The sequence below is a fragment of the Aphanothece stagnina RSMan2012 genome (assembly GCF_046764815.1).
Lineage (GTDB): Bacteria > Cyanobacteriota > Cyanobacteriia > PCC-6307 > Cyanobiaceae > NIES-981.
In genome coordinates, this window is the sequence record NZ_JBKOUC010000002.1 from 124383 (window position 1) to 147850 (window position 23468).

Annotated in this window: 26 protein-coding genes and 1 tRNA gene; 16 read left to right on the plus strand and 11 right to left on the minus strand. The window is 70.6% G+C overall.

The genetic code is table 11. The features are described 5' to 3' along the window. Window position 1 precedes the first annotated feature (1 nt). Entirely contained in the window at window positions 2-1246 is a 1245-nt protein-coding gene (locus ACLNEE_RS02260) for a type IV pilus twitching motility protein PilT (protein WP_411422194.1), read from the plus strand. A 13-nt stretch (window positions 1247-1259) separates the two neighbouring features. Here ACLNEE_RS02260 and ACLNEE_RS02265 read toward each other — a convergent pair whose 3' ends face one another. Together ACLNEE_RS02265 and tsaD are read right to left on the minus strand one after the other, a co-directional pair. Then, window positions 1260-1445: a high light inducible protein gene (locus tag ACLNEE_RS02265; protein ID WP_411422193.1), complete on the minus strand. Its 186-nt coding sequence runs from the start codon at window positions 1443-1445 to the stop codon at window positions 1260-1262. A 35-nt stretch (window positions 1446-1480) separates the two neighbouring features. Further along, window positions 1481-2536, minus strand: a complete 1056-nt coding sequence (gene tsaD / locus ACLNEE_RS02270; RefSeq protein ID WP_411422192.1) for a tRNA (adenosine(37)-N6)-threonylcarbamoyltransferase complex transferase subunit TsaD — start codon at window positions 2534-2536, stop codon at window positions 1481-1483. Window positions 2537-2644: 108 nt separating this feature from the next. Between tsaD and ACLNEE_RS02275 the strand changes: the two genes are divergently transcribed. After that, window positions 2645-3142: a Photosystem I reaction center subunit III gene (locus tag ACLNEE_RS02275; protein ID WP_411422256.1), complete on the plus strand. Its 498-nt coding sequence runs from the start codon at window positions 2645-2647 to the stop codon at window positions 3140-3142. Between the two features lie 95 nt (window positions 3143-3237). Beyond that, on the plus strand, window positions 3238-3354 hold the full coding sequence (gene psaJ, locus ACLNEE_RS02280; RefSeq protein ID WP_411422191.1) for a photosystem I reaction center subunit IX: 117 nt from the start codon (window positions 3238-3240) through the stop codon (window positions 3352-3354). Between the two features lie 167 nt (window positions 3355-3521). On the opposite strand, the gene gmk is transcribed toward psaJ, so the two are convergent. Further along, the gene (gmk, locus tag ACLNEE_RS02285) at window positions 3522-4070 is read right to left on the minus strand and encodes a guanylate kinase (RefSeq protein WP_411422190.1); all 549 of its coding nucleotides are present in this window, start codon (window positions 4068-4070) and stop codon (window positions 3522-3524) included. A gap of 60 nt (window positions 4071-4130) precedes the next feature. Between gmk and ACLNEE_RS02290 the strand changes: the two genes are divergently transcribed. After that, the gene (locus ACLNEE_RS02290; protein WP_411422189.1) at window positions 4131-5843 is read left to right on the plus strand and encodes an Rqc2 family fibronectin-binding protein; all 1713 of its coding nucleotides are present in this window, start codon (window positions 4131-4133) and stop codon (window positions 5841-5843) included. Between the two features lie 35 nt (window positions 5844-5878). Next, window positions 5879-6658, plus strand: a complete 780-nt coding sequence (gene tatC, locus ACLNEE_RS02295; RefSeq protein ID WP_412006733.1) for a twin-arginine translocase subunit TatC — start codon at window positions 5879-5881, stop codon at window positions 6656-6658. A gap of 29 nt (window positions 6659-6687) precedes the next feature. Here the strand turns inward: tatC and ACLNEE_RS02300 are convergent, their stop codons facing one another. Then, a complete protein-coding gene (locus ACLNEE_RS02300; RefSeq protein WP_411422187.1) occupies window positions 6688-7029 on the minus strand; it encodes a DUF3067 family protein in 342 nt (113 codons plus the stop codon). Between the two features lie 168 nt (window positions 7030-7197). On the opposite strand from ACLNEE_RS02300, the gene petC reads away from it, so the two are divergent. The 4 genes from petC to cobM are packed head-to-tail and all read left to right on the plus strand — an operon-like array spanning window position 7198 to window position 10404. Continuing rightward, window positions 7198-7737 (plus strand): cytochrome b6-f complex iron-sulfur subunit, encoded by a 540-nt coding sequence (gene petC / locus ACLNEE_RS02305; RefSeq protein ID WP_411422255.1) that lies wholly within the window; start codon window positions 7198-7200, stop codon window positions 7735-7737. Window positions 7738-7774: 37 nt separating this feature from the next. Beyond that, entirely contained in the window at window positions 7775-8710 is a 936-nt protein-coding gene (petA, locus tag ACLNEE_RS02310) for a cytochrome f (protein ID WP_411422186.1), read from the plus strand. A 54-nt stretch (window positions 8711-8764) separates the two neighbouring features. Then, complete coding sequence (gene lgt, locus ACLNEE_RS02315) at window positions 8765-9622, plus strand: prolipoprotein diacylglyceryl transferase (RefSeq protein ID WP_411422185.1); 858 nt, start codon at window positions 8765-8767, stop codon at window positions 9620-9622. Beyond that, the gene (gene cobM, locus ACLNEE_RS02320; protein ID WP_411422184.1) at window positions 9619-10404 is read left to right on the plus strand and encodes a precorrin-4 C(11)-methyltransferase; all 786 of its coding nucleotides are present in this window, start codon (window positions 9619-9621) and stop codon (window positions 10402-10404) included. The genes lgt and cobM overlap by 4 nt, the downstream gene beginning before the upstream one ends. Here the strand turns inward: cobM and ACLNEE_RS02325 are convergent. After that, window positions 10366-11928 (minus strand): FAD-dependent oxidoreductase, encoded by a 1563-nt coding sequence (locus tag ACLNEE_RS02325; RefSeq protein WP_412006734.1) that lies wholly within the window; start codon window positions 11926-11928, stop codon window positions 10366-10368. The two genes, cobM and ACLNEE_RS02325, sit on opposite strands and share 39 nt — an antisense overlap. A 130-nt stretch (window positions 11929-12058) precedes the next feature. On the opposite strand from ACLNEE_RS02325, the gene ACLNEE_RS02330 reads away from it, so the two are divergent. Both ACLNEE_RS02330 and ACLNEE_RS02335 read left to right on the plus strand, forming a co-directional pair. After that, window positions 12059-12130: transfer RNA gene (locus ACLNEE_RS02330), tRNA-Val, on the plus strand. 190 nt (window positions 12131-12320) lie between these two features. Continuing rightward, window positions 12321-13118: a helix-turn-helix domain-containing protein gene (locus tag ACLNEE_RS02335; RefSeq protein ID WP_411423509.1), complete on the plus strand. Its 798-nt coding sequence runs from the start codon at window positions 12321-12323 to the stop codon at window positions 13116-13118. Here the strand turns inward: ACLNEE_RS02335 and ACLNEE_RS02340 are convergent. Further along, window positions 13099-14712, minus strand: coding sequence for a Ppx/GppA phosphatase family protein (locus ACLNEE_RS02340; RefSeq protein WP_411423508.1), 1614 nt, complete (start codon window positions 14710-14712; stop codon window positions 13099-13101). The two genes, ACLNEE_RS02335 and ACLNEE_RS02340, sit on opposite strands and share 20 nt — an antisense overlap. Before the next feature lie 133 nt (window positions 14713-14845). On the opposite strand from ACLNEE_RS02340, the gene ACLNEE_RS02345 reads away from it, so the two are divergent. Both ACLNEE_RS02345 and ACLNEE_RS02350 read left to right on the plus strand, forming a co-directional pair. After that, window positions 14846-15778, plus strand: a complete 933-nt coding sequence (locus tag ACLNEE_RS02345) for a 4-hydroxybenzoate polyprenyltransferase (RefSeq protein ID WP_412006735.1) — start codon at window positions 14846-14848, stop codon at window positions 15776-15778. Beyond that, entirely contained in the window at window positions 15775-16713 is a 939-nt protein-coding gene (locus tag ACLNEE_RS02350) for a S66 peptidase family protein (RefSeq protein ID WP_411423506.1), read from the plus strand. Before ACLNEE_RS02345 ends, ACLNEE_RS02350 begins: the two co-directional genes overlap by 4 nt. Before the next feature lies 1 nt (window position 16714). Here the strand turns inward: ACLNEE_RS02350 and ispD are convergent, their stop codons facing one another. Next, window positions 16715-17419, minus strand: coding sequence for a 2-C-methyl-D-erythritol 4-phosphate cytidylyltransferase (ispD, locus tag ACLNEE_RS02355; protein ID WP_411423505.1), 705 nt, complete (start codon window positions 17417-17419; stop codon window positions 16715-16717). Window positions 17420-17487: 68 nt separating this feature from the next. Between ispD and ACLNEE_RS02360 the strand changes: the two genes are divergently transcribed. Both ACLNEE_RS02360 and fabG read left to right on the plus strand, forming a co-directional pair. Beyond that, entirely contained in the window at window positions 17488-18321 is an 834-nt protein-coding gene (locus tag ACLNEE_RS02360; RefSeq protein WP_411423504.1) for a glycosyltransferase family 9 protein, read from the plus strand. Window positions 18322-18385: 64 nt separating this feature from the next. Beyond that, a complete protein-coding gene (gene fabG, locus ACLNEE_RS02365) occupies window positions 18386-19138 on the plus strand; it encodes a 3-oxoacyl-[acyl-carrier-protein] reductase (RefSeq protein ID WP_411423503.1) in 753 nt (250 codons plus the stop codon). 3 nt (window positions 19139-19141) lie between these two features. Here the strand turns inward: fabG and ACLNEE_RS02370 are convergent, their stop codons facing one another. Next, window positions 19142-19381, minus strand: coding sequence for a hypothetical protein (locus tag ACLNEE_RS02370; RefSeq protein WP_412006736.1), 240 nt, complete (start codon window positions 19379-19381; stop codon window positions 19142-19144). Window positions 19382-19522: 141 nt separating this feature from the next. Between ACLNEE_RS02370 and groL the strand changes: the two genes are divergently transcribed. Continuing rightward, the gene (gene groL, locus ACLNEE_RS02375) at window positions 19523-21181 is read left to right on the plus strand and encodes a chaperonin GroEL (protein ID WP_411423501.1); all 1659 of its coding nucleotides are present in this window, start codon (window positions 19523-19525) and stop codon (window positions 21179-21181) included. Between the two features lie 55 nt (window positions 21182-21236). Here the strand turns inward: groL and ACLNEE_RS02380 are convergent, their stop codons facing one another. Genes ACLNEE_RS02380 through ACLNEE_RS02390 form a run of 3 tightly spaced genes read right to left on the minus strand, consistent with a single transcriptional unit; the run spans window position 21237 to window position 23465 of the window. Beyond that, on the minus strand, window positions 21237-21929 hold the full coding sequence (locus tag ACLNEE_RS02380; protein WP_411423500.1) for an N-acetylmannosamine-6-phosphate 2-epimerase: 693 nt from the start codon (window positions 21927-21929) through the stop codon (window positions 21237-21239). Between the two features lie 3 nt (window positions 21930-21932). Continuing rightward, a complete protein-coding gene (locus tag ACLNEE_RS02385) occupies window positions 21933-22562 on the minus strand; it encodes a hypothetical protein (RefSeq protein ID WP_412006737.1) in 630 nt (209 codons plus the stop codon). A gap of 36 nt (window positions 22563-22598) precedes the next feature. Then, the gene (locus ACLNEE_RS02390; RefSeq protein ID WP_411423498.1) at window positions 22599-23465 is read right to left on the minus strand and encodes an ABC transporter permease; all 867 of its coding nucleotides are present in this window, start codon (window positions 23463-23465) and stop codon (window positions 22599-22601) included. Window positions 23466-23468 lie beyond the last annotated feature (3 nt).

Here is a 23468-nt window from a genome sequence, read left to right on the forward strand (position 1 = left end):
CATGACGACGTCGCCGTTTCCCCCGTCGCCGTTTCCGCCCTCACCCCCCCCTGCCGGCGAGGCGCCGCCCCCGCCGCTGCCGAGCCCGGCCCCCCCGGCACCCTCCGGGCTCGAGCCCCTCCCGGGTCCACCCCCGGAGAGCAACGCAACCCCTGCGCAGCCGGGCTCCGAGTCCTTCGGGCCGATGCCCCCGAGCCTCGAGGGCCTTGTGCGGCTGGCGAACGAGCGGACCTATTCCGATGTGCACGTGGGGGTGGGTGAGGAACCCCGCTACCGCGCCCGGGGCGACATGCTCCGCACCGGCTGGCCGGTGACCGACCAGGCCACCTTCAACGGCTGGATGCAGGAAATGCTCAGTCCGGCGGAGATCGACCGGTTCCTGCGCGACAAGGAATACGACGGGTCCCACGCCTTCCCCTTCGTGCGGGTGCGGATCAACCTGATGGACTCCCTCCGGGGACCCGCGATGGTGCTTCGCCTGATCCCCCAGAAGATCGCCACCCTCGAGGAACTGAATCTGCCCCCGGTGCTCAGTGAGCTCTGCGCTCGCCCCAAGGGCCTGGTGCTGGTGACCGGCCCCACCGGCTCCGGCAAGAGCACCACCCTGGCCGCGATGGTGGACTGGATCAACACCCACATGCGCCGCCACATCCTCACGATCGAGGACCCGGTGGAATTCGTGCACGAGAGCCGCCTCTCCCTGATCCGGCACCGGGAAGTGGGGCACCACACCAAGGTCTTCCACAACGCCCTGCGGGCCTCCCTGCGGGAGGATCCCGACGTGATCCTGATCGGGGAGATCCGTGACCGGGAAACGCTCTCCACCGCCATCGAGGCCTCCCAGACCGGCCACCTCGTGTTCGGCACCCTGCACACCAACTCCGCGATCAAGACGGTGGAGCGGGTGCTGGGCATGTACCCCCCCAGCGAGCAGGACAGTGTGCGCCGTTCCGTCTCGGAAGCGCTGCTGGGGGTGATCTCCCAGGGTCTGCTCAAGACCACCGACGGCAAGCGTGTCGCGTACCACGACATCCTGATCAACACCGACGCCTGCAAGGACTACATCCAGCGCGCCGAGCTGGACGAGATCGAGGAGATCATGGAACGCAGCCGTTTCGATGGCATGCAGACCTCCAACCAGGCGCTTCTCGCCCTGGTGGAGGCCGGGACGGTGACCGGCGAGGACGCCCTGGCCCAGAGCCTCAAGCCCAACGAACTGGCCCAGGCACTGCGGGGACGGACCTGATCCCCCCTGGGCCTCAGTGGATGGCCAGCCGGGCCAGCAGCAGCACCGCCAGACCGACGGAGAGCCCGAGCATGGCCAGCCGGCCATTCCAGATCTCGGCCTGGGGGGTGAAGCCCCGACGCCAGGCGTTCAGCTCGGTTCGGCTCACGGGCTGGCTGGCTGGCTCCTGGCCCGGGGACTCCGGTTCGGCTGGGGCCATGGGGGTGCCAGCGGGGATAGGTCCAGCCTAGGGGCTTAAAAGCACGGCTCGGTTTCGTAAAGCCGGCCGGCCTGCTCGAGGGGCCATCGGGCGGCCACCCCAAGCCCTGCCGGACTGCGGGCCCCCATGGCCAGACGCTGGCAGGCGGCCACGCCGACCATCGCGGCGTTGTCGGTGCAGTAGGCCAGGGGGGCCAGCCGCCACACCAGGCCATCGCGGCCGCAGCGCTCCGCCAGCAGCCCCCGCAGTCGGGCGTTCGCGGCCACCCCACCGACGAGCACCAGCGTGCCGAGGCCTTCGTCCAGGGCACAGCGACAGCTGCGCTCCACGAGCACCTCCGCCACCACCTGCTCGAAGCTCGCCGCCAGATCCGCGACCGGCAAGGGATCACCGCTCTGCTGCAGCGCCCGCACCTGCCGCAGCATCGCCGTCTTCAGACCGCTGAAGCTGAAGTCGTAGGGATGGAAGCCGCCCTCGGGACGCGAAACACGCCCCTTCGGCAGGGAGAAGCGTCGGGGGTCGCCGGATCGGGCGGCGGCCTGGATCGCCGGCCCGCCGGGATAGCCCAGCTCCAGCAGCCGGGCGACCTTGTCGAAGGCCTCGCCCGCCGCGTCGTCATGGCTGCGGCCGAGGCGGATGTACTGCCCGGGACCATCGACCCGCACCAGTTCGGTGTGGCCGCCGCTGACCAGCAGAACCAGAAACGGCCCCGGAGGCAGGGGCTCCCCCAGCTGCACCGAACAGAGGTGACCCTCCAGGTGATGGACGCCCAGAAAGGGCCGCCCATGCAGACGGGCCAGGGTCCGTCCCGTGACCGAAGCGACCAACAGCGCCCCCAGCAGACCGGGGGCGACGGTGGCGGCGAAGGCATCCAGCTCGGCGAGGGGCAGGCCGGCCTCGGCACTCACCCGGGCCACCAGCTGGGGCAGCGCCTCGACATGGCGGCGGGAGGCGATTTCCGGCACCACCCCACCCCAGCGGGCATGCTCCTCGACCTGGGAGGCCACGGCGCTGGCCAGCACGGTGTGATCCCGCACAATCGCTGCTGCGGACTCGTCACAACTTGTTTCGAGCGCCAGAACCGTGGGCATGGCGTCAGGCGAGGTCCCCTACTGTCCGCGAGTGACATCCTGCCCCGCGGCCCAGCCCTGCAGCAGGTCTCCGCAAGGCAAATTCCCAGGCATCTACCCAGGCATCCCATGCGCCGTCTTCTCCCCCGCCTGTGTGCGGTTCTGCTCTCCGCCTTCCTGCTGTTCGGCCTCGCTCCGGTGGCCCGGGCTGAGGCGTCGGTGGCGGGTCTGACCCCCTGCGCCGAGAGCCCCCGCTTCCAGCAGCGCGCCGCCGGTGCCACGACCGATCAGGCCAAGGCCCGCTTCGCCATGTACAGCCAGGCCCTCTGCGGGACCGATGGCCTGCCCCACCTGATCGTGGACGGCCGCTGGAGCCACGCCGGTGACTTCATCATTCCCGGCATCGCCTTCCTCTACATCGCCGGTTGCATCGGCTGGGCCGGGCGCGGCTACCTGATGGCGATCCGCGGCAGCAAGGACGCCACCATGAAGGAGATCCAGATCGACGTGCCGCTCGCTTTCAAGAGCACCCTGGCCGCAGCGTCCTGGCCCCTGGCCGCCTTCGCCGAATTCAGCGGCAAGAAGCTCACCGAGTCCGACAGCAAGATCACCGTCTCCCCCCGCTGATCAGCCCTTCCCTGGATTCAGGCCTTCTTTGCAAGCCCCAGCTTCGGGCTTTCACGTCCAACCTCTGCCTTCCACCCTGATTCACGCTTGATCCCATGAAGAAATTCCTGACCACGGCTCCCGTGTTCTCGGCCATCTGGTTCACCCTCACCGCCGGAATCCTGATCGAGTTCAACCGCTTCTTCCCCGATCTGCTCTTCCACCCCCTCTGATCCACCGCTCCGACGTCCTGAGGCGGCCTGAGCGCCGTCTTTGCGCCGCCTCAGCGCGGTCCCAGCGCGGTCCCAGCGCGGCAGACAAGTCCGCACCAGCCCTTGTCGGCGGGTCGCCCAGGCCCCCTCCCGGGGGCTTTTTCTGTGCCTGTCCCTGGGTTGGGGCCTCAGCCCAGGTCCATGCACGCTTCCAGTTCCCGTAGGGCTACCTCCAGGTCGTCGTTGACGAGGGTGGCGTCAAATTCCTCCGCCGCGGCGAGTTCGACCCTCGCCCGTTCCAGCCGCCGCTGGATCGCCGCGTCACTGTCGGTGCCCCGCCCCCGGATGCGCCGTTCCAGTTCGCCCAGCGAGGGCGGCCGGATGAACAGCTGAAATGCCGCCGGAAAGCTGCGACGCACCTGACGGGCCCCCTCCAGCTCGATCTCGAGCAACACCGGGCGCCCCTGCGCCAGGCAGTCCTCCACCGGCTGACGGGGCGTGCCGTAGAGGTTCCCCGCGAACTCCGCCCATTCGAGGAAGCCGCCGGCCGCCACCGTCTGCTCGAAGGCCTCGCGGCTGAGAAAGAAATAGTTCTGCCCCTCCAGCTCGCCGGCCCGGGGCTCCCGGGTGGTCGCGGACACCGACAACCAGATCTCGGGGTGCCGTGCCAGCAGCTGGGCCACCAGTGTCCCCTTCCCAACCCCGCTGGGACCGGTGATCACGGTGAGACGGCTCATCGGGGCGGAGAAGGCTGGGCTGCAGAGTAGAAGCCACCGACGACCGGCTTCGCCGCCGCCATGACAAGCCTTCAGCCGCTGGATGTGACCAGCCTCAAGGCGGTGCTGTCGGAGTGGCGCCCGCTGCTGCTGCCCAGCCGGATGGAGAAGGCCCAGCAGGCCGGTCCCTGCTCCGTCCAGCTGGGTCTGCGCCATCTCCAGGGCATGCAGTGGATCGAACTGAGCTGGCAGGCCGAGGCGGCGCGCCTGCACGCCATCCCAGCCCCACCGCGGCAGGGTGATGGGAGCACCCTGGCCCAGCAGCTGCAGCATGGCCTCGGTGGCCTGGCCCTGGTGAGCCTCGAGCAGCCCGGCTGGGAGCGGGTGGTGGAGCTTGGCTTCGCTCGTCGTCCCGGTGAGCTCCCCCAGCGCTGGCTGGTGGTGGAACTGATGGGACGGCACAGCAACCTGCTGCTGCTGGAGCCGGGCCCCAGGGATGGCCGCCAGGTCGTCGCCCTGGGCCGGCAGGTCAGACCCAGCCAGTCGCGGCTGCGGCCGATCGGCACGGGCGACCCCTACCAGCCCCCGCCACCGCTGCCGGGCGACCCTCCCCGCCGGGAGGAACCCTTCGAGAGCTGGCGCCGACGGGTGGCTCTGCTGCCCCTTCCCCTCGAGCGCGCGCTGCGGGAGGCCTACCAGGGCATCAGCCCAGCCCTGGCCCGGGAGCTGGCCCCCGAGAGTTGGCTGCGCGCCCCGGTCACGGACCTCTCGGCCGCGCAGTGGCAGGAGCTCTGGAGCCGCTGGCAGGGCTGGCTCGAAGCGGTGGCCGAGGAACGCTTCGCCTGGCAAGCCCGGAACGGGGGCTACTGCTGCTGGCTGGCTGACGGGCGGGCCGCTGGCCCCGGGAGCCCGCCGCCCCGGCCCGACCGCGGGGCGGCGATGCCCCTGAACACCGCCCTGGCCACCTACTACGGCGACCACCTCGCCAGCCAGACCCTGCAACGGCAGCGGCAGCAGCTCCGCCACCAGCTCGAGCTGCTGCGGGAGCGCGAATCCCGGCAGGCCGAGCAGCAACAGGCGCTGCTGGATGCGGTTCCGGAGAGCGTCTCCCTGCAGCAGCGCGCCGATGGCTTGCTCAGCCAGCCCCAGCCCGGCCGCGCCTGCATCGATGAGGCCCAGAAGCTCTACAGGCTGGCGCGGAAACGCCGCCGCTCGGTGGAGGCCATCACCCCCCGGCTGGAGCGTCACCGCCTGCGACTGGCCTGGATCGACTCCTCACTCACCTTCCTCGAGCAGGCCGACAGCCTGGAGGAGGTCACCGCCCTGCGCCAGGAGGTCACCGACCAGATGGGCCAGGGGAGCCCGGCCAGCCGCCGGCAGCGCCGCGCCAGCGGCACGGAGCCGCGAGGCCAGCCCCAGCCCCTGGAACTGCGCAGCCCGGGGGGCCTGGGGCTGCAGGTGGGCCGCAACCATCGGCAGAACGACTGGATCGCCTTCCGGCAGGCCCGCCGCGGCGATCTCTGGTTCCACGCCCAGGAGTTGCCCGGCAGCCATGTGGTGCTGCGCTGTGCGGAGGCGGCCGCGGATGAAGCCGATCTGCAGGCCGCCGCCGATCTCGCCGCCCACTTCAGCCGCGGCCGCGGCAATCGCCGCGTGCCCGTGGTGATGGTGCCCGCCGAGCAGCTGCAGCGGATTCCCGGTGGCGCCCCGGGCACGGTGCGCCACCGCGGCGGTGAACTGTTCTGGGGGGAGCCGGAGCGGGCTCTTAGCCTGCTCGCAGCACGGCAGCCATGAGCGACAGCGCCTCCGAACAATCTGCGCCTGGACCGGTGGCGCCCCCCCCACCGATCCGCATCGGCGGGGGAGGTGGGGAGCGCAACGACTTCCCCGGGGAGGTCGAGATGAGCCTGATGGAGCATCTGGAGGAACTGCGGCGCCGGGTGCTGCGCAGCCTCCTGGCCCTGCTGCTGGGGGCGGCGGTCTGCCTGGCAGGCGTCAAACCGCTGGTGAAGCTGCTGGAAATGCCGGCCGACGGGATCCGCTTCCTGCAGCTCGCGCCTGGCGAATTCCTGTTCGTCTCGCTCAAGGTCGCCGGCTATGCCGGCCTGATCCTGGCCCTGCCCTACATCCTCTACGAGGGGCTCTCCTTCGTGCTCCCCGGCCTCACCCGGCGCGAGCGGGCCCTGGTGGCCCCGGCCGTGGCGGGATCGGCCCTCCTCTTTGCCGCCGGGCTGGCCTTCGCCTGGTGGGCCCTGGTGCCCGCGGCGCTGCGGTTTCTGGTGAGCTATGGGGCCGACGTCGTCGAGCCCAGCTGGTCGATCGAGCGCTACCTCGACTTCGTGCTGCTGCTGATGGTGGCCACCGCCCTGGCCTTCCAGCTGCCGGTGCTGCAGCTGCTGCTGGGAGCCCTGGGCCTGGTGCGCGCCCGCCGGATGCTGGCCGCCTGGCGCTGGGTGGTGGTCCTCGCCGCCCTGGGGGGAGCGGTGCTGACCCCCTCGACCGACCCGGTCACCATGTTGCTGCTCACCGGTGCCATCTCCGGCCTGTATCTGGTGGGGGTCGGGCTGGTGGCCTTCACCGAGCAGCTGCGCCCCTCCGGCGCCGACTGATCCGCCAGCTCCGGAGGGCCACCCCAGCCCTAGAGCAGGAATTCGCTGGCCCGCTCCGGCGGCAGCTCCAGGGCCAGCCCCATCGCGCGGCCGAGACGGGGCCGCTCGGCCGTGGTGCTCAGCCAGTGGCGCACCTGTCCCGCCACGCCCAGGCCATTGAGCAGACCGGCCAGCTCCTCGAGCTTGGCCCCATAGGCCTCCGGCGTGAGGGGAAAGGACTGCTGCTCCAGATAGGCCCACATGACCTGCAGGTAGAACCGCCCGCGCCGCTGCACCAGCTGCAGGTCGTAGCTCGCCTGCCAGCGGGCCCGCAGCAGGGTGATCAGCTCCTCGGAGGTGAGGGGAGCCTGGGGATCCACCGCCGGGTCCATGGGCCGCGTCTGCTGCGGGAATACCAGCAGAAACTGGCACAGCGGCGCTCCGCAACGGGTTGTTGCAGTGCCTGCCGCACCCGCCGGCCCGGAAGCGGGCGGGACAGGGCAGGCCTTAATGTGGCCGCCACGTTGCTGTGGCCTTCCAAGCCGCCCCGTATGACCCAGATGCCAGCGAGCGCCTCAAGCGGTGATGTGCCCGGAATGGGTCGTCGGCAGTTCATGAACCTGCTGACCTTCGGGTCGGTCACCGGCGTGGCCCTGGGGGCTCTCTATCCGGTGGTCAACTACTTCATCCCGCCCAAGGCCGCCGGCAGCGGTGGCGGGACCGCCGCCAAGGACGAGCTGGGCAACGCCGTGACCGCCAGCGGCTGGCTGAGCAGCCACAAGGAGGGCGACCGCAGCCTGGTGCAGGGCCTCAAGGGCGACCCCACCTACCTGATCGTCGAGGGTGCCGATGCCATCGGCAGCTACGGGATCAACGCCATCTGCACCCACCTCGGCTGCGTGGTGCCCTGGAACAGCGGCCAGAACAAGTTCATGTGCCCCTGCCACGGCTCCCAGTACGACGCCACCGGCAAGGTCGTGCGAGGGCCGGCCCCCCTCTCCCTGGCGCTGGCCCACGTCTCCGTCGAGAACGACAACGTGTTCCTGAGCCAGTGGACGGAAACCGATTTCCGCAACGGCGACAAGCCCTGGTGGGTCTGATCCGCTTTCCCCCTCTGCCCCTGTCGCCCTTCCTGTGATGCGCCGCTCCCTCTCCCGTCTGCTGGGCTCCCTTCTGGGCCTCACCGTTCTGATCGGTGCCGCCAGCCCCAGCTGGGCCTATCCCTTCTGGGCCCAGCAGAACTACGCCAATCCGCGCGAAGCCACCGGCAAGATCGTCTGCGCCAACTGCCACCTGGCCAAGAAGGCCACCCGGGTGGAAGTGCCCCAGGCCGTCTTCCCCGACACGGTGTTCAAAGCCGTGGTGGAGATTCCCTATGACACCGGCGTCCAGCAGGTCTCCGGCGACGGCAGTGCCACCGGTCTGAATGTGGGTGCCGTGGTGATGCTCCCCGATGGCTTCACCCTCGCCCCCCAGGAGCGGCTCAGCGATGAGCTCAAGGAGGAGACCGCCGGCATCTACTACACCCAGTATTCCGACGACCAGCCCAACATTCTTCTGGTCGGCCCCCTGCCCGGCGATCAGCACCAGGAGATCGTCTTCCCCGTGCTCTCCCCGGACCCGGCCCAGGACAGCAGCATCCACTTCGGCAAGTACCAGCTGCACGTGGGCGGCAACCGGGGCCGCGGCCAGGTCTACCCGACCGGTGAAAAGACCAACAACACCCTCTACACCGCCTCCGTGGCCGGCACCGTGGCCGCCATCACCCCCGGCGACGGCGGTGCCACCGTGGTGGCGATCACCGGAACCGACGGGGTCACGGTCGAGGAGACCATTCCGGCAGGGCCCAGCATCATCGCCTCGGTCGGCGATGCCGTCGCCGCCGGCACGCCTCTGACCAACGACCCCAATGTGGGGGGCTTCGGCCAGATGGATGCCGAGGTGGTGCTCCAGAATCCGGTGCGGATCTACGGCCTGCTCGCCTTCTTCGCGGCCATCGCTGTGGCCCAGATCATGCTGGTGCTCAAGAAGCGTCAGGTGGAGAAGGTGCAGGCGGCCGAAGGCATCGTCTGATCTGACTGATCCGACTGATCCAGCTGATCCGACCTCGTTCGCGACCGGGACCCGTTGAGCCTCTCCTTCGCCTTCACCTCTCCGGGGCCCCTGGTCTTCCAGCTGGGCCCCTTGGCGTTGCGCTGGTACGGCCTGCTGATCGCCCTGGCCGTGCTGGCCGGTCTCACCCTCGCCACCCGGCTGGGCAGGCAGCGCGGCATCGAACCAGCCCTCATCGCCGACCTGCTGCCCCTGCTGGTGCTCGGCGCCGTGATCGGTGCGCGGGCCTACTACGTGGCCCTCGAATGGCATCAGTACGCGGCCAACCCGGCTGAGGCCCTGGCCATCTGGCGGGGGGGCATCGCCATCCACGGCGCCCTGATCGGCGGCACCCTCACCACGATCCTCTACTGCCGCTGGCGCCGTCAGGCGTTCTGGCCCCTGCTGGACGTGCTGATGCCCGCGGTGGCCCTGGGCCAGGCCATCGGGCGCTGGGGCAACTTCTTCAATTCCGAGGCGTTCGGCCTACCCACCCAGCTCCCCTGGAAGCTGCGGATACCCCTGGAGAACCGTCCGGCGGAATTCATCGAACAGATGTATTTCCACCCCACCTTCCTGTACGAATCCCTCTGGAACGTGGGGGTCTGCGCCCTGCTGCTGGTGCTGTTCCGCCTCGGCCAGCGGGGCCGCCTCAGCCTCCCCGCCGGCAGCCTCAGCTGTGTGTACCTGATGGCCTACAGCACGGGTCGGGTCTGGATCGAGGGCCTGCGGATCGATCCCCTCTGCCTCTTCTCCCAGCCGCCGTTCTGCGCAGGCGGTCTGCGGATGGCCCAGGTGGTCAGTCTGCTGCTGATCGCCCTGGGCGCCCTCGGACTCTGGTGGCTCTATGGCCGCCGGGGTAGCCTCCCGGACCCCAGCGGACTGAGCCGTTGAACGGATCCAACCGGCCGGACGCCCAACCCACCGTCTGGATCGTCGGGGCCGGTCCCGGTGCCCCGGATCTCCTCACCCTGCGGGCGATGCGGCTGATCGAGCAGGCCGAGGTGCTCGTCTGGACCGACTCCCTGGTCAATCCCCAGATCGCGGCCCTGGCCCCAGCCGGCTGCGAGCGCATCCGCACCAGCACCCTCACCCTCGAGGAGGTGATGGCCATGGTGGTGGAACGGGCCCTGGCCGGCCGCAGGGTGGTGCGCCTCCACGATGGCGATCCCTGTCTCTACGGCGCCCTGGCGGAGCAGATCTGCCGGCTGGCCGACGCTGGCCTGGCCGTGGAGGTGGTGCCGGGTCTGAGTGCCTACCAGGCGGCGGCCTCGGCGCTGCAGCAGGAACTGACGATTCCGGGTCTGGTGCAGACCATCGTGCTGGGACGCGCCGGCGGACGCACGGGCGTGCCCGAGAGCGAGTCCCTGGCGCGGCTCGCCGCGCTGCGCGCCTCCCTCTGCCTCTACCTGAGTGCCCGCCACGTGGAGGAGGTGCAGGCCGAACTCCTGCGCCATTACCCCCCCGACACCCCCGTGGCGATCGGCTACCGCGTCAGCTGGCCGGACCAGTGGCTCCAGGTGGTCCCCCTCACGGCCATGGCCGAGGTCAGCCGGGAACGGGCCCTGATCCGCACCACCCTCTATGTCGTGAGTCCTGCCCTGGCGGCCAGCCGGGAGGCCCGCTCCAGGCTCTACTCAGCCAGCCACAACCACCTGTTCAGGGGCGGCGTCTGAGCTCGGCAGAGCATCGCCGTAGAGCTCCCGCTCGAACCGGGCCCGATCGAAGCGGCAACCCAGACGCTGGACGATGGCCTCGAGATCACGGGCCGCATTGCCCAGGCAGCAGGTCCCTCCAGGCGATGGCGTCACGTTGAACACCAGGCCGGGGCGGGCGGGGATGCTGGCCTCCCCCAGCAGCAACCGCCGCTGCTGCTTGTCGATCAGCTGGGGGCGGACCCCGCCGTAGCCCTCGGCGAAACGCAGATCCTCGAGGCGCATGGAGGGCACGATCTTGCGGGCATCCGCCAGGAAGAGCCGCCGCCGCAGCCAGGGCACCTCGAACAGGAGGTTCTTGATGATGTAGTCGCGGATGTCGGCGACCCGCAGCAGCTGCCACAGCACCGCCAGCACCGCCCAGTCAAGCCGCAGCACCCGCAGGAACTCCCAGAAGGAGGCCGGCCGGTAACGCTCCAGCAGGGGCAGCAGCAGGGCCGTGGGGCCGAAGCGCGTCTTGCCCGGCGCCCGCACATCCGGATCGCCATGGATGGCCGCGAAGGGCAGCTTGTCGTTCTGAACGGTGTAGACCTTCCCCCTGAGCAGATCCGGCGTGAAGTAGAAGCTGCCGGCCACCGGCAGGCAGGCGTACTGGAGGCCAAAGCCCATGGACTGGGCCATCAGCAGGCTGTGGGCGCCGGCGTTCACCACCACATGGCGGGCCCGGATCTCGCCGGCGGGCAGGGCCGATGCAGCGCTGCAGCCGGCCGTCGGCGCCACCGCAACCCGGTAGCCCTCCCCATCGGGCGTGATCCGGGTGACCGTGGTGCCGAGGTGCAGGTCCACCCGCCGGTCGGTTTCCACCGCCGCAGCCCGGGCCTGATCGACGAACGAAGCGGTGAGGGCCTCGTAGTCCACGGCGGTGTAGGTGCTGCGGATGCCGATGGCCACCAGCTCCTCCGGACGGGGATCACCGTCCACCAGGACGACCCGGGGCTCCCATGCCGCAATCTCCTCCTTCTCGAGGAGCTCCATCGCCGGGAAGTGGGGTGAAAAGCGCTGAAAGCGCTCCCGCAGGAAGGCGCATTCCGTCTCCCCCACGCCCAGCACCATCTTCGGGGTGCGGAACACACACCGCTCGCGAGTCGGGGGATCGAGCAGCTCCGCGTAGCGCACGATCATCTCGGCGGTCCGCTTGACCCGCAACGCCTTCTCGAGGGTGTAGTTGGTCTCGATGTCGCCGCAGTGGATGGTCTGGCTGTTGTTGGTGGCGCGGGAGTTGACTGCGGCAAGCCGGTCGTAGCGCTCCAGGAGCGCGATCCGCTTCAAGTCGGTGTAGCGGGCGAGTTCGAACAGCAGCGCCGTGCCGCAGACACCGCCACCGACGATCAGCACATCGACCATGCCGGGTTCCAGGCCTGGGTCGAGCGCGGGGTCTGCCGACCTGCCGGAGGGCTCTGGCGCCTTGCCGGAGGGCTCTGCCGGGGGACGGTCGGGCGGGGGGCAGGCCGGTCGATCAGGGCTGGCGTCAGCGGCTGTGCTCACAGGTCCCGGCGGAGATGGGCCCATGTTCGCCGATGGGGGAGCTGATGGGGCGCCGCTACGGGAGGCGGCCCCGGCCGTGTTTTAAGCTCGATCGCGTCGGGACAGTTCGCTACGGACCCTTCCGACCGACGGGCGATTAGCACAGCGGTAGCGCACTTCCTTCACACGGAAGGGGTCACTGGTTCGAATCCAGTATCGCCCATCTCCACCCTGCACTCCCCAGCAGGCCTCCATCCCCCAGCCGCTCTGCCCATTCCAGCAGGCCTGCACCTCCACGAAGCCCTGGCCACTCCCCCGGCGAGGAGCCCTTCCGGCTTGCGCTTCAGGGCCTGAGCTGCAACCCTGGCCGGCAGAGCCAACTCCTCCCTCTCCACCTGGATCCTGACGATCCCATGAGCGCAGACCCCAACCCGGAACTGCAGCGCCTGGGCCAGTGCCTGCAGGAAGCCCGGTTGCAGCAGGGTCTGAGCATCGAGGAGCTGGCCGGGCGTCTGAACATGGGACCCGAGCAGCTTCAGCATCTTGAAGCCGCCGACAGCAGTGCCCTGCCGGAGCCGGTCTTCGTCATCGCCCAGGCCCGACGGGTGGCCTGCAGCCTTGGGGTGGACATCGATGGGCCGATCCTGGCCTTGCGCCGCAGCGAGGGCTTCGCCGCCGCCAGGCCCAACCGCGACGGCCCAGGCAGTCCGCCCACCGCGTCGTCGTCCCGACCGGCCCGCCACGACCGGACCAGGGTGCCCGTCAGGGCGCTCGGAGGGCTGGCCCTGGCGGCCGGACTGGTCAGCGGCGCTGTGGCGCTGCAGCAGCGGGGCCTGGTGCCCCCGCTGGCCCTGCCCTTCCCACGCCAGCCGGCTGGCCTGGAGCCCGTCGGCAGACCGGCGAGCCCAGCAGCAGAGTCGTCCTCTGCAGAGACGTCAACAGCAGCGGTGGCGGGAACGGCGACGCCCGCAGCCGCCCTGCGCCTTCAGGCCCGCCAGCCCAGCTGGATCGAGGTCCGCACCAGCTCAGGCACCAGCCTCTTCCGCGGCACCCTTGAGGGAGAACAGACCTTCCCGCTCAAGGACGGGGAGCTGCTGGTGCTCGCCGGCCGGCCCGATCTGGTGGACGTGACGGTGGGTGGAGCGCAAGCCAGACCCCTGGGCACCATTGACAAGGTGACCTGGCACCGGTTCAGGGCTCCCGCACCCTGAGCTCCAGCCCACTGGCCTGGGCCACGGTCTCGGCGCAGGACCGCAGACTCCAGCGCTCCAGGCTCAGCTCCCCGGGAGCTTCGCCCGGTGGTGCTTCCAGCGGGATCAGCTCCACCTCCAGCACCCCCGCCTCGGCAGGCAGCACACGGATCGCCTCGATCACCGCAGCCGGCCGCCGGTCGAGGGCGGCGGCGAGCCTCAGCAGCAGCGCCATCGCAGCGACCGTGCGCCGCTCCTCACGCCCTTCGATCAGCTGCCAGGACTCATGCCGCTTCTTCGGCAGGCCGCGGCGGTGGTAGCGGGCGATGGCCGCGACCATCAGATGTTCGGGTTCGGAATAGCCCAGGAGCTCGCCGTGGCGGATCAGGTACCAGGTGTGCTTGTGATAGGCCGAGATGTTGATGCTCTTTCCGCAGGTGTGGAGCTGGGCCGCAGCCCACAGCAGCGCCCGCCCGTCGCCGCTGTCGTCATGCAGGAGTCCGCGGGTCTGGTCGTAGAGGCTCAGGGCATGGCCCGCGACGCGATCGGCCCGGTCCCGGTCGATGCCATAGCTCTGGGCCAGGTGCAGCACGGTGCGTTCCCGGATCGAACTCTGGAAGGAGAAGCGATCGCCGAGCAGGTGGTTGCGGAGCATCCAGTCGACGATCAGCCCCTCCCGCAGAGCCCGATCGCAGACGATCAGCTCCCGGGCGCCGAGCATGCCCATCGCGGTCTGCAGGATCAGGGATCCCGGCACGATGATTTCAGCCCGGCGTTCGTTGATGGCCGCCAGGCCGCGGCGCTGCTCCGGGGTCATCACCACCAGCTGGGCGACGAGCTGGTCGATCCGCTCCTTCGACAGGCGGTAGCCCTGCAGCTTCAGGGCGGGCTTGGCGTCTTCGGCGGCCGCGAGGGCGGCCAGGGCCATGGCCGTTCCGCTGGTGCCCACCAGCCGCGGCGCCTCGCCCGGTCGCAGGGCCCTTCGCAGCTCCGCCACCGCCGGGTCCAGCGCTCCCTGGATGTAGGCCTGGAGGAAGGAGCGCTGCTCGGGAGGCAACGGCTCGACCTGGCAGAACTCCCGCTGCAGGCGGACCGCGCCGATGCGGGTGCTGGAGAGGGTGCGGGCGTCGCGACCGTCGGCGAGCACCAGTTCGGTGGAGCCCCCGCCGATGTCGATGATCATGTGGGGATGGTCCCCGAAGGCCATGCCGGAGAGGACCCCCAGGTAGATCAGGCGGGCCTCCTCGGGCCCGCTCACAAGCTCCACCGGCAGTCCGAGCTGATCATGCAGGACCTGGAGGAACTCGCGGCCGTTGGGGGCCTCGCGAACGGCGCTGGTGGCGGCCGTGACGATCTGCTCGACGCCGTGGCTCTCGGCCAGATCCCTGTCATGGCGGAGGGTACGGAACGCCCGTTCGATCGCCTCCGCGCTGAGGTCGCCCGTTTCCGGGTCACGCTCCCCGAGGCGGGTGGTGGCCTTCTCCGCCAGCAGCACCGAGAAACTGCGCAGCTGCTCATCCACCTCCGCAATCAGCAGATGGATCGAGTTGGTGCCGATGTCGATGGCCGCCACCCGCCGCCGATCTGCCCGCTGGGGGGTTGGGGTCTGGGCCATCGAACTGAGGGCAGCCATGGCGGCGTCAGTTTGCCACTCCCCGGTGACCGGTGCGGCGCGGCCGGTCCCGGCAGCAGGCCTAGCCTTCGCCCCGACGTCGTCACAAGGGGCGTCGTCACAAGGGGGAGACGGCATGGGCAAGGCGGAGCTCGGCCCAGCGGGCCGCAGCAGGGGGGGCGGAGGCGTCGTCAGCAGGCTGGGGGCCTGGCTCGAGCTCGTGCGCTGGCACAAGCCCAGCGGTCGGCTGATCCTGTTGATTCCGGCCGGCTGGAGCCTCTGGCTGCTGCCTGCGGTGCCGCCCCCCCCGGCCCTGGTGGCGGCCATCGTGGTGGGAGGCCTGGCGGTGAGCGCCGCCGGCTGCATCGCCAATGACCTGTGGGATCGCCGCATCGACCCCCTGGTGGAGCGAACCCGCACCCGGCCGCTGGCGGCGGGGCGGGTGGGAACCCTGGAGGCCCTGATGCTGCTCGCGATCAGCCTGGCGGCGGGCCTGGCGGTGGTGCTGTGGGGCCTCCCCGGGGAGAGCCGCGGGCTCTGCCTGGGCCTGGCGATGGCCGCCCTCCCCCCGGTGCTGCTGTACCCCTCCGCCAAGCGCTGGTTCGCCTACCCCCAGCTGGTGCTGGCCCTCTGCTGGGGCTTTGCGGTGCTGATCCCCTGGGCCGCCGCCACCGGATCGCTGGCGGGCGGCTGGCCACTGGCACTCACCTGGCTGGCCACCCTGCTGTGGACCTTCGGCTTCGACACCGTCTACGCCATGGCCGATCACGACGATGACCGCGCCATCGGCATCCGCAGCAGTGCCCTGAGTCTGGGCCGGCGTGCCCCCCTGGTGGTGAGCCTCTGCTACGCGGCCACGGCGCTGGCGCTCGCCCTGGCCGCTGGTTTGAGGGGTCTGGCCCCGGCGAGCTGGCTCGTCTTCGCCGTCGCCGCGCTGGGCATGCTTCGGGAGGGCTGGAGCTTGCGGCGCCCCGGCCTGGGCCGCGGCGACTTCGGCCGCCATTTCAGCCACCAGGTCTGGCTGGGGGGGTTGCTCCTGCTGGCCCTCGTGCTGGGCCGGCTGCCGTGAACCTGCCCGCCCACCAGCCCAGGCCCCTGAGGGAAGGGGATCGCGTGGCCCTGGCGGCGGCCAGCTCGGCCCTGCCGGATCCGGCGGACCTCGGCCGCCTCGAGGCCGGGATCGCCGTGCTGGAGAGCTGGGGACTGGTCGTGGAGCGCCGACCTCTCCACCAGCGCTCCTGGGGCTACCTGGCCGGGAGGGACGCGGAGCGCCGGGCGGACCTGACCCGCGCCGGCGAAGTCGGGGCCGAGCTGCTGGCCTGCCTGCGGGGCGGCTGGGGCGCGGCCCGGCTGCTGGAGCACCCCCTGGCGCTGCCGGCGCGCTGGCTGCTGGGATTCAGCGATGTCACCTCCCTGCTCTGGGCCCAGCTCGCCCAGGGCAACGCAGGAGGGGTGCACGGCCCCCTGCTCACCACCCTGGCGGCGGAACCCCCGTGGAGCCGCGAGCGGCTGCGGGCCTTGCTGTTCGGCGAACCGGTGGCGGATCTGGTCGGGCTGGGGTGGCGCGGCGGGGTGGCCGAGGGCCCGGTGCTGGCCGCCAACCTCACCGTGGCCACGCATCTGCTGGGCACCCCCCACCTGCCCGACCTGCGGGGCGCGATCCTGATCCTGGAGGACGTGGGCGAAGCCCCCTACCGCATCGACCGGATGCTGACCCACTGGCGCCTCTGCGGAGCCCTGCAGCAGCTCGCCGGGATCGGCCTCGGTCAGTTCAGCGGCTGCGACGAGCCCGGTCCTGCCCCGGAGCCCGGGGAGAGCGCCGCAGAGGCCAGGCCGCCACGTCGCTTCAGCCTCGAACAGGTGCTTCGGGAGCGGACGGGTGACCTGGGCATCCCCATACTCGCCGGCCTGCCGGTGGGCCATGAGCCCGGCAACGGGGCGCTGCCGCTGGGCTGGCGAGCGCGGCTCGATGCCGATGCGGGCGTGCTGCGGCTGCTGGGTTAGCTCACCGCTCCGGTCCAGCGAGCTCACCGCGCCTGGAGGCCAGCACCGCGGCAGCCACGACGAGATCGAAGGGGGTGGTGAGCTTGATGTTGGAAGGCGGCGCCTCCAGCACCCCCACGGGCAGATCCAGCCGCTCGAACAGGGCCGCGTCATCGGTGACGCTCCAACCCTCCCGGGCCGCTGTGGCATGGGCCTGGCGCAGCTGGGCGACCGGAAATCCCTGGGGGGTCTGGGCGGCCCAGAGGCCGCTGCGATCCGGGGTGGCGAGGATGGCCCCGCCCCCATCCACCTGCTTGATGGTGTCGGTGACGGGGGTGGCGGCAATGACGGCCCTGCCCGCCTCCACCGCGGCGGCGCAACGGTCCAGCAACTCCGGCTCCACCAGGCAGCGGGCGCCATCGTGGATCAGCACCCCCGTGGCTTCGGCCGGCAGGGCCGCCAGGCCCCGGCTCACCGAGTCCTGCCGCGTCTCGCCGCCCACGATCCACACCACGGGACGGTCGGGGCGGGCCGCGGCGACGATCGCCCGGACGGCCAGCTCATCGACCGGCTGGCCGACGATGCCGATCCAGCGGATGGCCCGGCTGGCCAGGGCCGCCTCCAGCGACCAGGCCAGCACCGGCCTGCCGGCCACGGCGATCAGCAGTTTGTTGCCGGCAGCACCCATCCGGCGGCCGCTGCCGGCGGCGGCGATCAACAGATGCACAGGCGTCTCCCGCGAACAGGCCAGTCCGGAACGGCTCCATACAATCAGGCCGCCGTGCCTGCCCCTGAATGCGCGCCCTGTTTCTGATCCCGGGCGACAGCAGCCTTCAGCTCCAGGCCTTCCCCGCTGTGGGCGCTGTCGCCGACCAGCTGCAGGCCCAGGTCCAGATCGTCTGTCCACCGGAGGCGGTGCCCCTCTGGGGGCTCCATCCGGGAGTCAGCCGCGCCGTTCCGTTCAACTTCGAGGCCGGCACCCTGGCCGACTGGGCCAATCTGCTCGGCACGATCCGCGAGCCCGACTTCCAGCTCTGCATCAACCGCGCCGGCGGACGGCAGGTGGATCTGATGCTCTCGATGAGCCACATCCCCAGCCGCATCGCCAGCGGAGGGTTCTCCGCCACCGAGCGGGTGAAGGAGCCGCAGGGGATCTGGCCCTGCCAGGCGTGGGAGGCCTGGCTCCAGCCGATCGGCGTGCGGCTGGAGGCCGAGGTTTTCCGGCTCACGCTCCCCCCTGCCGAGTTGCGTCAGGCGGCCGCCGAACTGCCCTCGGGGGACGGACCGGTGCTGCTGCTGGCCCCGGCCGGAGGCGAGGGCGACTGGCCCCAGGAGCGCTGGCAGGAGCTCCCCGGCCTGATCCGCCGCAGCCTGCCGAACCTGCGCACGCTGGCGGGCGGCACGGGAACCATCCGCGAGCAGGCTGCGCGGATGGCCAACGCGGACGTGGTGCTGGCCAGCGATCCCGCCAGCATCGAGCTGGCGGTTCTGCTGGGTCTGCCGGTGGTGGCCCTCGGACGGGCGTCCTCGGCGCTGCCCTCCCGGCAGGGTGTCCAGGCCCTTGGCCGGGCCGGTCAGCTCGACGGTCTGACCAGCGCAGAAGTCCTGTCCGCCCTGGGCCTCGCCTGAGCCCGCCCGGGAAGGCGCCGTCCGGGCGTCGCCATACGATCGGCCCCTGACGCATCCCAGTTCCATGGCCATCGCCACGTCCCTCGACGGTCAGGTCGCCCTGGTGACAGGGGCGAGTCGGGGGATCGGCGCCGCCATCGCCCGGGAACTGGCGGCGGCGGGCGCCACCGTGGTGGTCAACTACGCCAGCTCCCCCGATGCCGCCACGGCGGTGGTCGAGGCCATCCAGGGCGCCGGTGGCCAGGCCTGGGCCCACCAGGCCAATGTGGCCGACGAGGCTCAGGTGGAGGCCATGGTCAAGGCCGTGCTTGAGAAGGAAGGCCGCCTGGATGTGCTGGTGAACAACGCGGGCATCACCCGCGACGGGCTGCTGATGCGGATGAAGACCGACGACTGGCAGAGCGTCATCGACCTCAACCTCACCGGCGTCTTCCTCTGCACCCGGGCCGTGAGCCGGCCGATGCTCAAGGCCCGCAGCGGCCGCATCATCAACATCACCTCGGTGGTGGCCCTGTTCGGCAACGCCGGTCAGGCGAACTACAGCGCGGCCAAGGCCGGCGTGATCGGCCTCACGCGCAGCAATGCCGCCGAGTTCGCCGCCCGGGGCGTCACCGTCAATGCGGTGGCCCCAGGCTTCATCGAGAGCGACATGACCGCCGAACTCGACAAGGAACCGATCCTCAAGGCCATTCCCCTGGGACGGATGGGCAGCCCGAGTGAAGTGGCCGGTGCCGTGCGGTTCCTGGCCGCCGACCCGGCCGCGGCCTACATGACGGGCCAGGTGCTGCAGGTGGATGGCGGCATGGTGATGCGCTGAGCCCTAGCCGCCGATCGGCTGGGCCAGTTCCTCCCGCAGCCGCCGGATGCGCTGCAGCAGCCGCAGCCGCCTGCTGCGGGCGGTGAGGGTGAGGTACAGGCGCAGGGGCACGTAGATCAGGGCCATCAGCAAGCCGAGGGCCGTGACCAGCACGAACACCATGGCGTTGGCGCTGCCGGTGGGGTCCATGACGATGGATTCCCCGGCGGCCGTGTCAAGCGCGGACTGCAGCAGCTCCTCCAAGGCTCCTTCGACGGCTCCAGCGAACCCTGGCCAGACCCTATCGGCCCGGTGGCCTCTCGGCCCGTGCTGCATTCGGCTTTCCCCACCAGACCGGGCAACGGTCGCCATGGGAATCTTTCATAAAGGCACCTCTCCGACCCAATGGCCAAGCTGGTCAGCTTTTCCGACGAATCCCGCGCCGCCCTCGAACGGGGTGTCAACGCCCTGGCCGATGCCGTGAAGGTCACCATCGGTCCGAAAGGGCGCAACGTGGTGCTCGAGAAGAAGTTCGGCGCCCCGGACATTGTCAACGACGGCGTGACCATCGCCAAGGAAATCGACCTCGAGGATCCCTTCGAGAACATCGGCGCCAAGCTGATGCAGCAGGTCGCCAGCAAGACGAAGGACAAGGCCGGTGATGGCACCACCACCGCCACGGTCCTCGCCCAGGCCATGGTGCGCGAGGGCATGCGCAACGTTGCCGCTGGAGCCAATCCGGTGGGGGTCCGCCGCGGCATGGAACGGGCCGCGGCCAGGGTCGTTGAGGGCATCGCGGCCAAAGCCCAGGCCGTGGCCGGCGAGGCGATTCGTCAGGTGGCCACGGTGAGCGCCGGTAACGACGAGGAGATCGGCGGGATGATCGCCGACGCGATGGGCAAGGTGAGCGCCGATGGGGTGATCACCGTCGAGGAATCCACCTCCCTGGCCACCGAGCTGGAGATCACCGAGGGGATGGCCTTCGACCGTGGCTACAGCTCGCCGTACTTCATCACCGATCAGGAGCGTCGTGAGTGCGTCTTTGACAACGCCCTGGTCCTGATCACCGACCGGAAGATCAGCTCGATCAACGACCTGGTGCCGGTGCTGGAGGCCGTCTCCAAGAGTGGGCGCCCCCTGCTGATCCTGGCCGAGGAGGTGGAGGGCGAAGCCCTGGCCACCCTGGTGGTCAACAAGAACCGTGGCGTGCTGCAGGTGGCTGCCGTGCGGGCCCCCTCCTTCGGCGACCGGCGCAAGGCCTATCTGCAGGACATCGCCGTCCTGACCGGGGCCACGGTGATCAGCGAGGACCAGGCCATGACCCTGGACAAGGCCCTCCTCCCCGACCTCGGCCAGGCGCGTCGCATCACCATCACCAAGGACAGCACCACGATCGTGGCCACCGATGACCACCAGGCGGCCGTGGCCGACCGGGTGGCCTCCATCAAGCGCGAGCTCGACAACACCGACTCCGACTACGACCGCGAGAAGCTCACCGAACGGATCGCCAAACTTGCCGGCGGCGTGGCGGTCATCAAGGTGGGAGCGCCCACGGAAACCGAGCTGCGGAACCGCAAACTGCGGATCGAAGATGCCCTCAACGCCACCCGTGCCGCCGTGGAGGAGGGCATCGTGGCCGGGGGCGGCACCACCCTGCTTCAGCTGACCCAGGACCTCACGGAACTGGCGGCCGCCTCCCAGGGCGATGAGCGCACCGGTGTGGAGATCGTGCAGCGCGCCCTCGCCGAACCGCTCCAGCAGATCGCCGTCAACGCGGGGATCGACGGCTCGATCGTGAGTGCCGCCGTGCTCAGCAGCGGCAAGGGCTACAACGCCCAGACCGGTGTCTACGAAGACCTGATGGCGGCAGGGATCATCGATGCGGCCAAGGTGACCCGCCTGGCCCTGCAGGACGCCGTGTCCATCGCCTCGCTGCTGATCACCACCGAGGCGGTCATCGCCGACAAGCCGGAACCGCCAGCTCCCCCGGCCCCCGGTGGCGACATGGGCGGTATGGGTGGCATGGGCGGTATGGGCGGTATGGGGATGCCCGGGATGATGTGATCGCCGGCCAGGGCTGCACCCAGCCCTGGCGCTCAGGCCCAGCCTTTTCCCTGCGTCAGGCCCTGGCCTTCGCCATCGCCCCCACGTAGGCAGCCACCTGCAGGTCGACGCCGGTGATCGCCGTGCCCACGACCACCGCGTCGGCCCCCTGCTCCAGCGCGGCACAGGCCTCGGCGGCCGAGCCAATCCCCCCCTCGCAGATCAGGCTCACCGACTGAGGCAACTGGCGGCGCAGCGGGCCCAGCAGATCCCAGGCCGGCGGGGCCTGGCCGGCCGTCTCCTCGGTGTAGCCGTAGAGGGTCGTGCCGACCCAGGCACAGCCGAGCTGCGCAGCCCGCAGGCCGTTCTGGACCGAATCCACATCGGCCATCAGCGGACTCCCCAGCTCGGCGGCGGCCCGTTCGATCAGCGCGGCCAGATCAGCCCCCGCCGGCCTCGGGCGGTCGGTGGCATCGATGGCCACCACGTCGGCACCGGCGGCCCAGACAGCCCGGATCTCTTCCCAGCCCGGGGTGATGTACACCGGGCTGTCGGGGTAGGTTCGCTTCCAGAGCCCCACGATCAGGGCGTGTGGGCAACGACGCCGCACGGCGCCGATGTGCTCGGGACTTTCCAGCCGGACTCCCGTGGCTCCCTGGAGCAGACAGGTCTCCGCCACGGCCGCGATCACCTCGGGATGACGCATCGGGGATCCCTCCGGCGCCTGAACCGACACGATCAGGCCGCTGGGGATGGGCGCAGGGGCCACGGCTCAGCTGGCCTCCGGCAGAACATCGTCATCGTGGAGCCAGGCCCGCAGCCGCGCCAGCGAGGCTGGGGTCGGTGCCGGTGCGCGCCGGGAGACCGGCGACGGCGACACCGCCATCAGCCGGGGAATCAGGGGCTGCTGGGCCGAGGGCGACGGCGCTGACGCCGCGGGGGCGACCGGCTCCCGCAGGATGCCGGCCAGCACGTCCTGCTCCCGGGCGAGATCCTGCAGCCAGGAGGCCTCGCCGAAGGCCTCCGAAGCAGCGAACCCGACCCCCAGGGTGTCCTGCAGAGCAGCCATCGCACCGGAGTCAGGCGTGGAGCGGTCGGTCTCGTCGGCTGGCTCAGGCTGCAGGAACGGCTCGACGCGGGGGGCGACGACCTGATCCAGAACCTGGTCCACCCACTGGTCAACAGACTGAGCAGCCACCGGGGCCGCAAGGCCGACCAGGCCGGCCAGCCAATCCCTGGCCTCCTCACCCTGGCTCCGGCTCAGGGTGCGGTGGATCAGGCGCTCGAGGGCGGCGACACCCCGGCGGTGGACCAGCTGGTCAGCCAGACGCCGGGCCTGGGCAGCCTCGCGTTCGGCGACCGCCCCCAGCAGGCGACCCTCCAGATCGGGCCGGGCTGGCACGGGGAAGCGGGGTGGTCGGGGCACGGTGGCGGCTCGTCAGGTGAGTTTGCGATCCAGCAGGGGCCGGATCAACGCGAACAGCCCGCCCGCCAGGATCGCCAGCACCGCCAGACAGGTGGCAGCATTCAGATCTCCGTAGGGAGCCTGAAGCACCACGGCCGTAAGGGAGAGGTTGCCGGCGTAGGCGGCACGGATCGGTTCAATCGCGAAGGTAAGGGGATTCAGGGCCGCTAGCCAGCCCAGCCACGCCGGCATGAAGGAAATCGGTGCCAAGGCCGTGCTCGCGAACAGCAGGGGCAGGTTCGCGACGAAGATCACGGCAATCAGCTCAATGTGGCCCGGCAGCGCAAACGCCAGACCGAGGCTCAGGGCCGTGACGGCAAACACCAGCAGCAACAGGGTCACCAGCACCAGGAGCAGGCCATTCCCGCCCGGCCAGCCGTATCCCAGCAGGGCCGCCGTTCCCATGATGGCGAGGCTCTGCACCAGGCTCAGGGCCGTGATGTAGAGCACCGAGGCCAGCACGATCGAGCTGCGGGAGCGCAGGGGTGCCACCAGCAGCCGGTTCAGGAAACCGAACTCCCGATCGAACATCACCGGGAGCCCCGCATTCAGAGCCCCGCTGAAGGCCGTGAACACGATCACGCCCGCCCCGAGGAAGCGGCCATAGCTCACGCCGCCGGGCAGCAGGCCGGCCGGAGCCTTGGCGAACAGGGCCCCGAACAGGATCAGCCAGATCAGCGGCTGCAGCACCCCGGCAATCAGAGTGGAGGGCCGGCGCTGGAGCTGCACGAACAGGCGACGGGTCAGCGCCAGGGTCTCCTGGCTGATCTCGGCGAAGGCCGAGCCCCGGGCATCGGGAGCGTCCCCCGTGGCGGGGATGGACGAAGAGGCGGTGGTCATGGC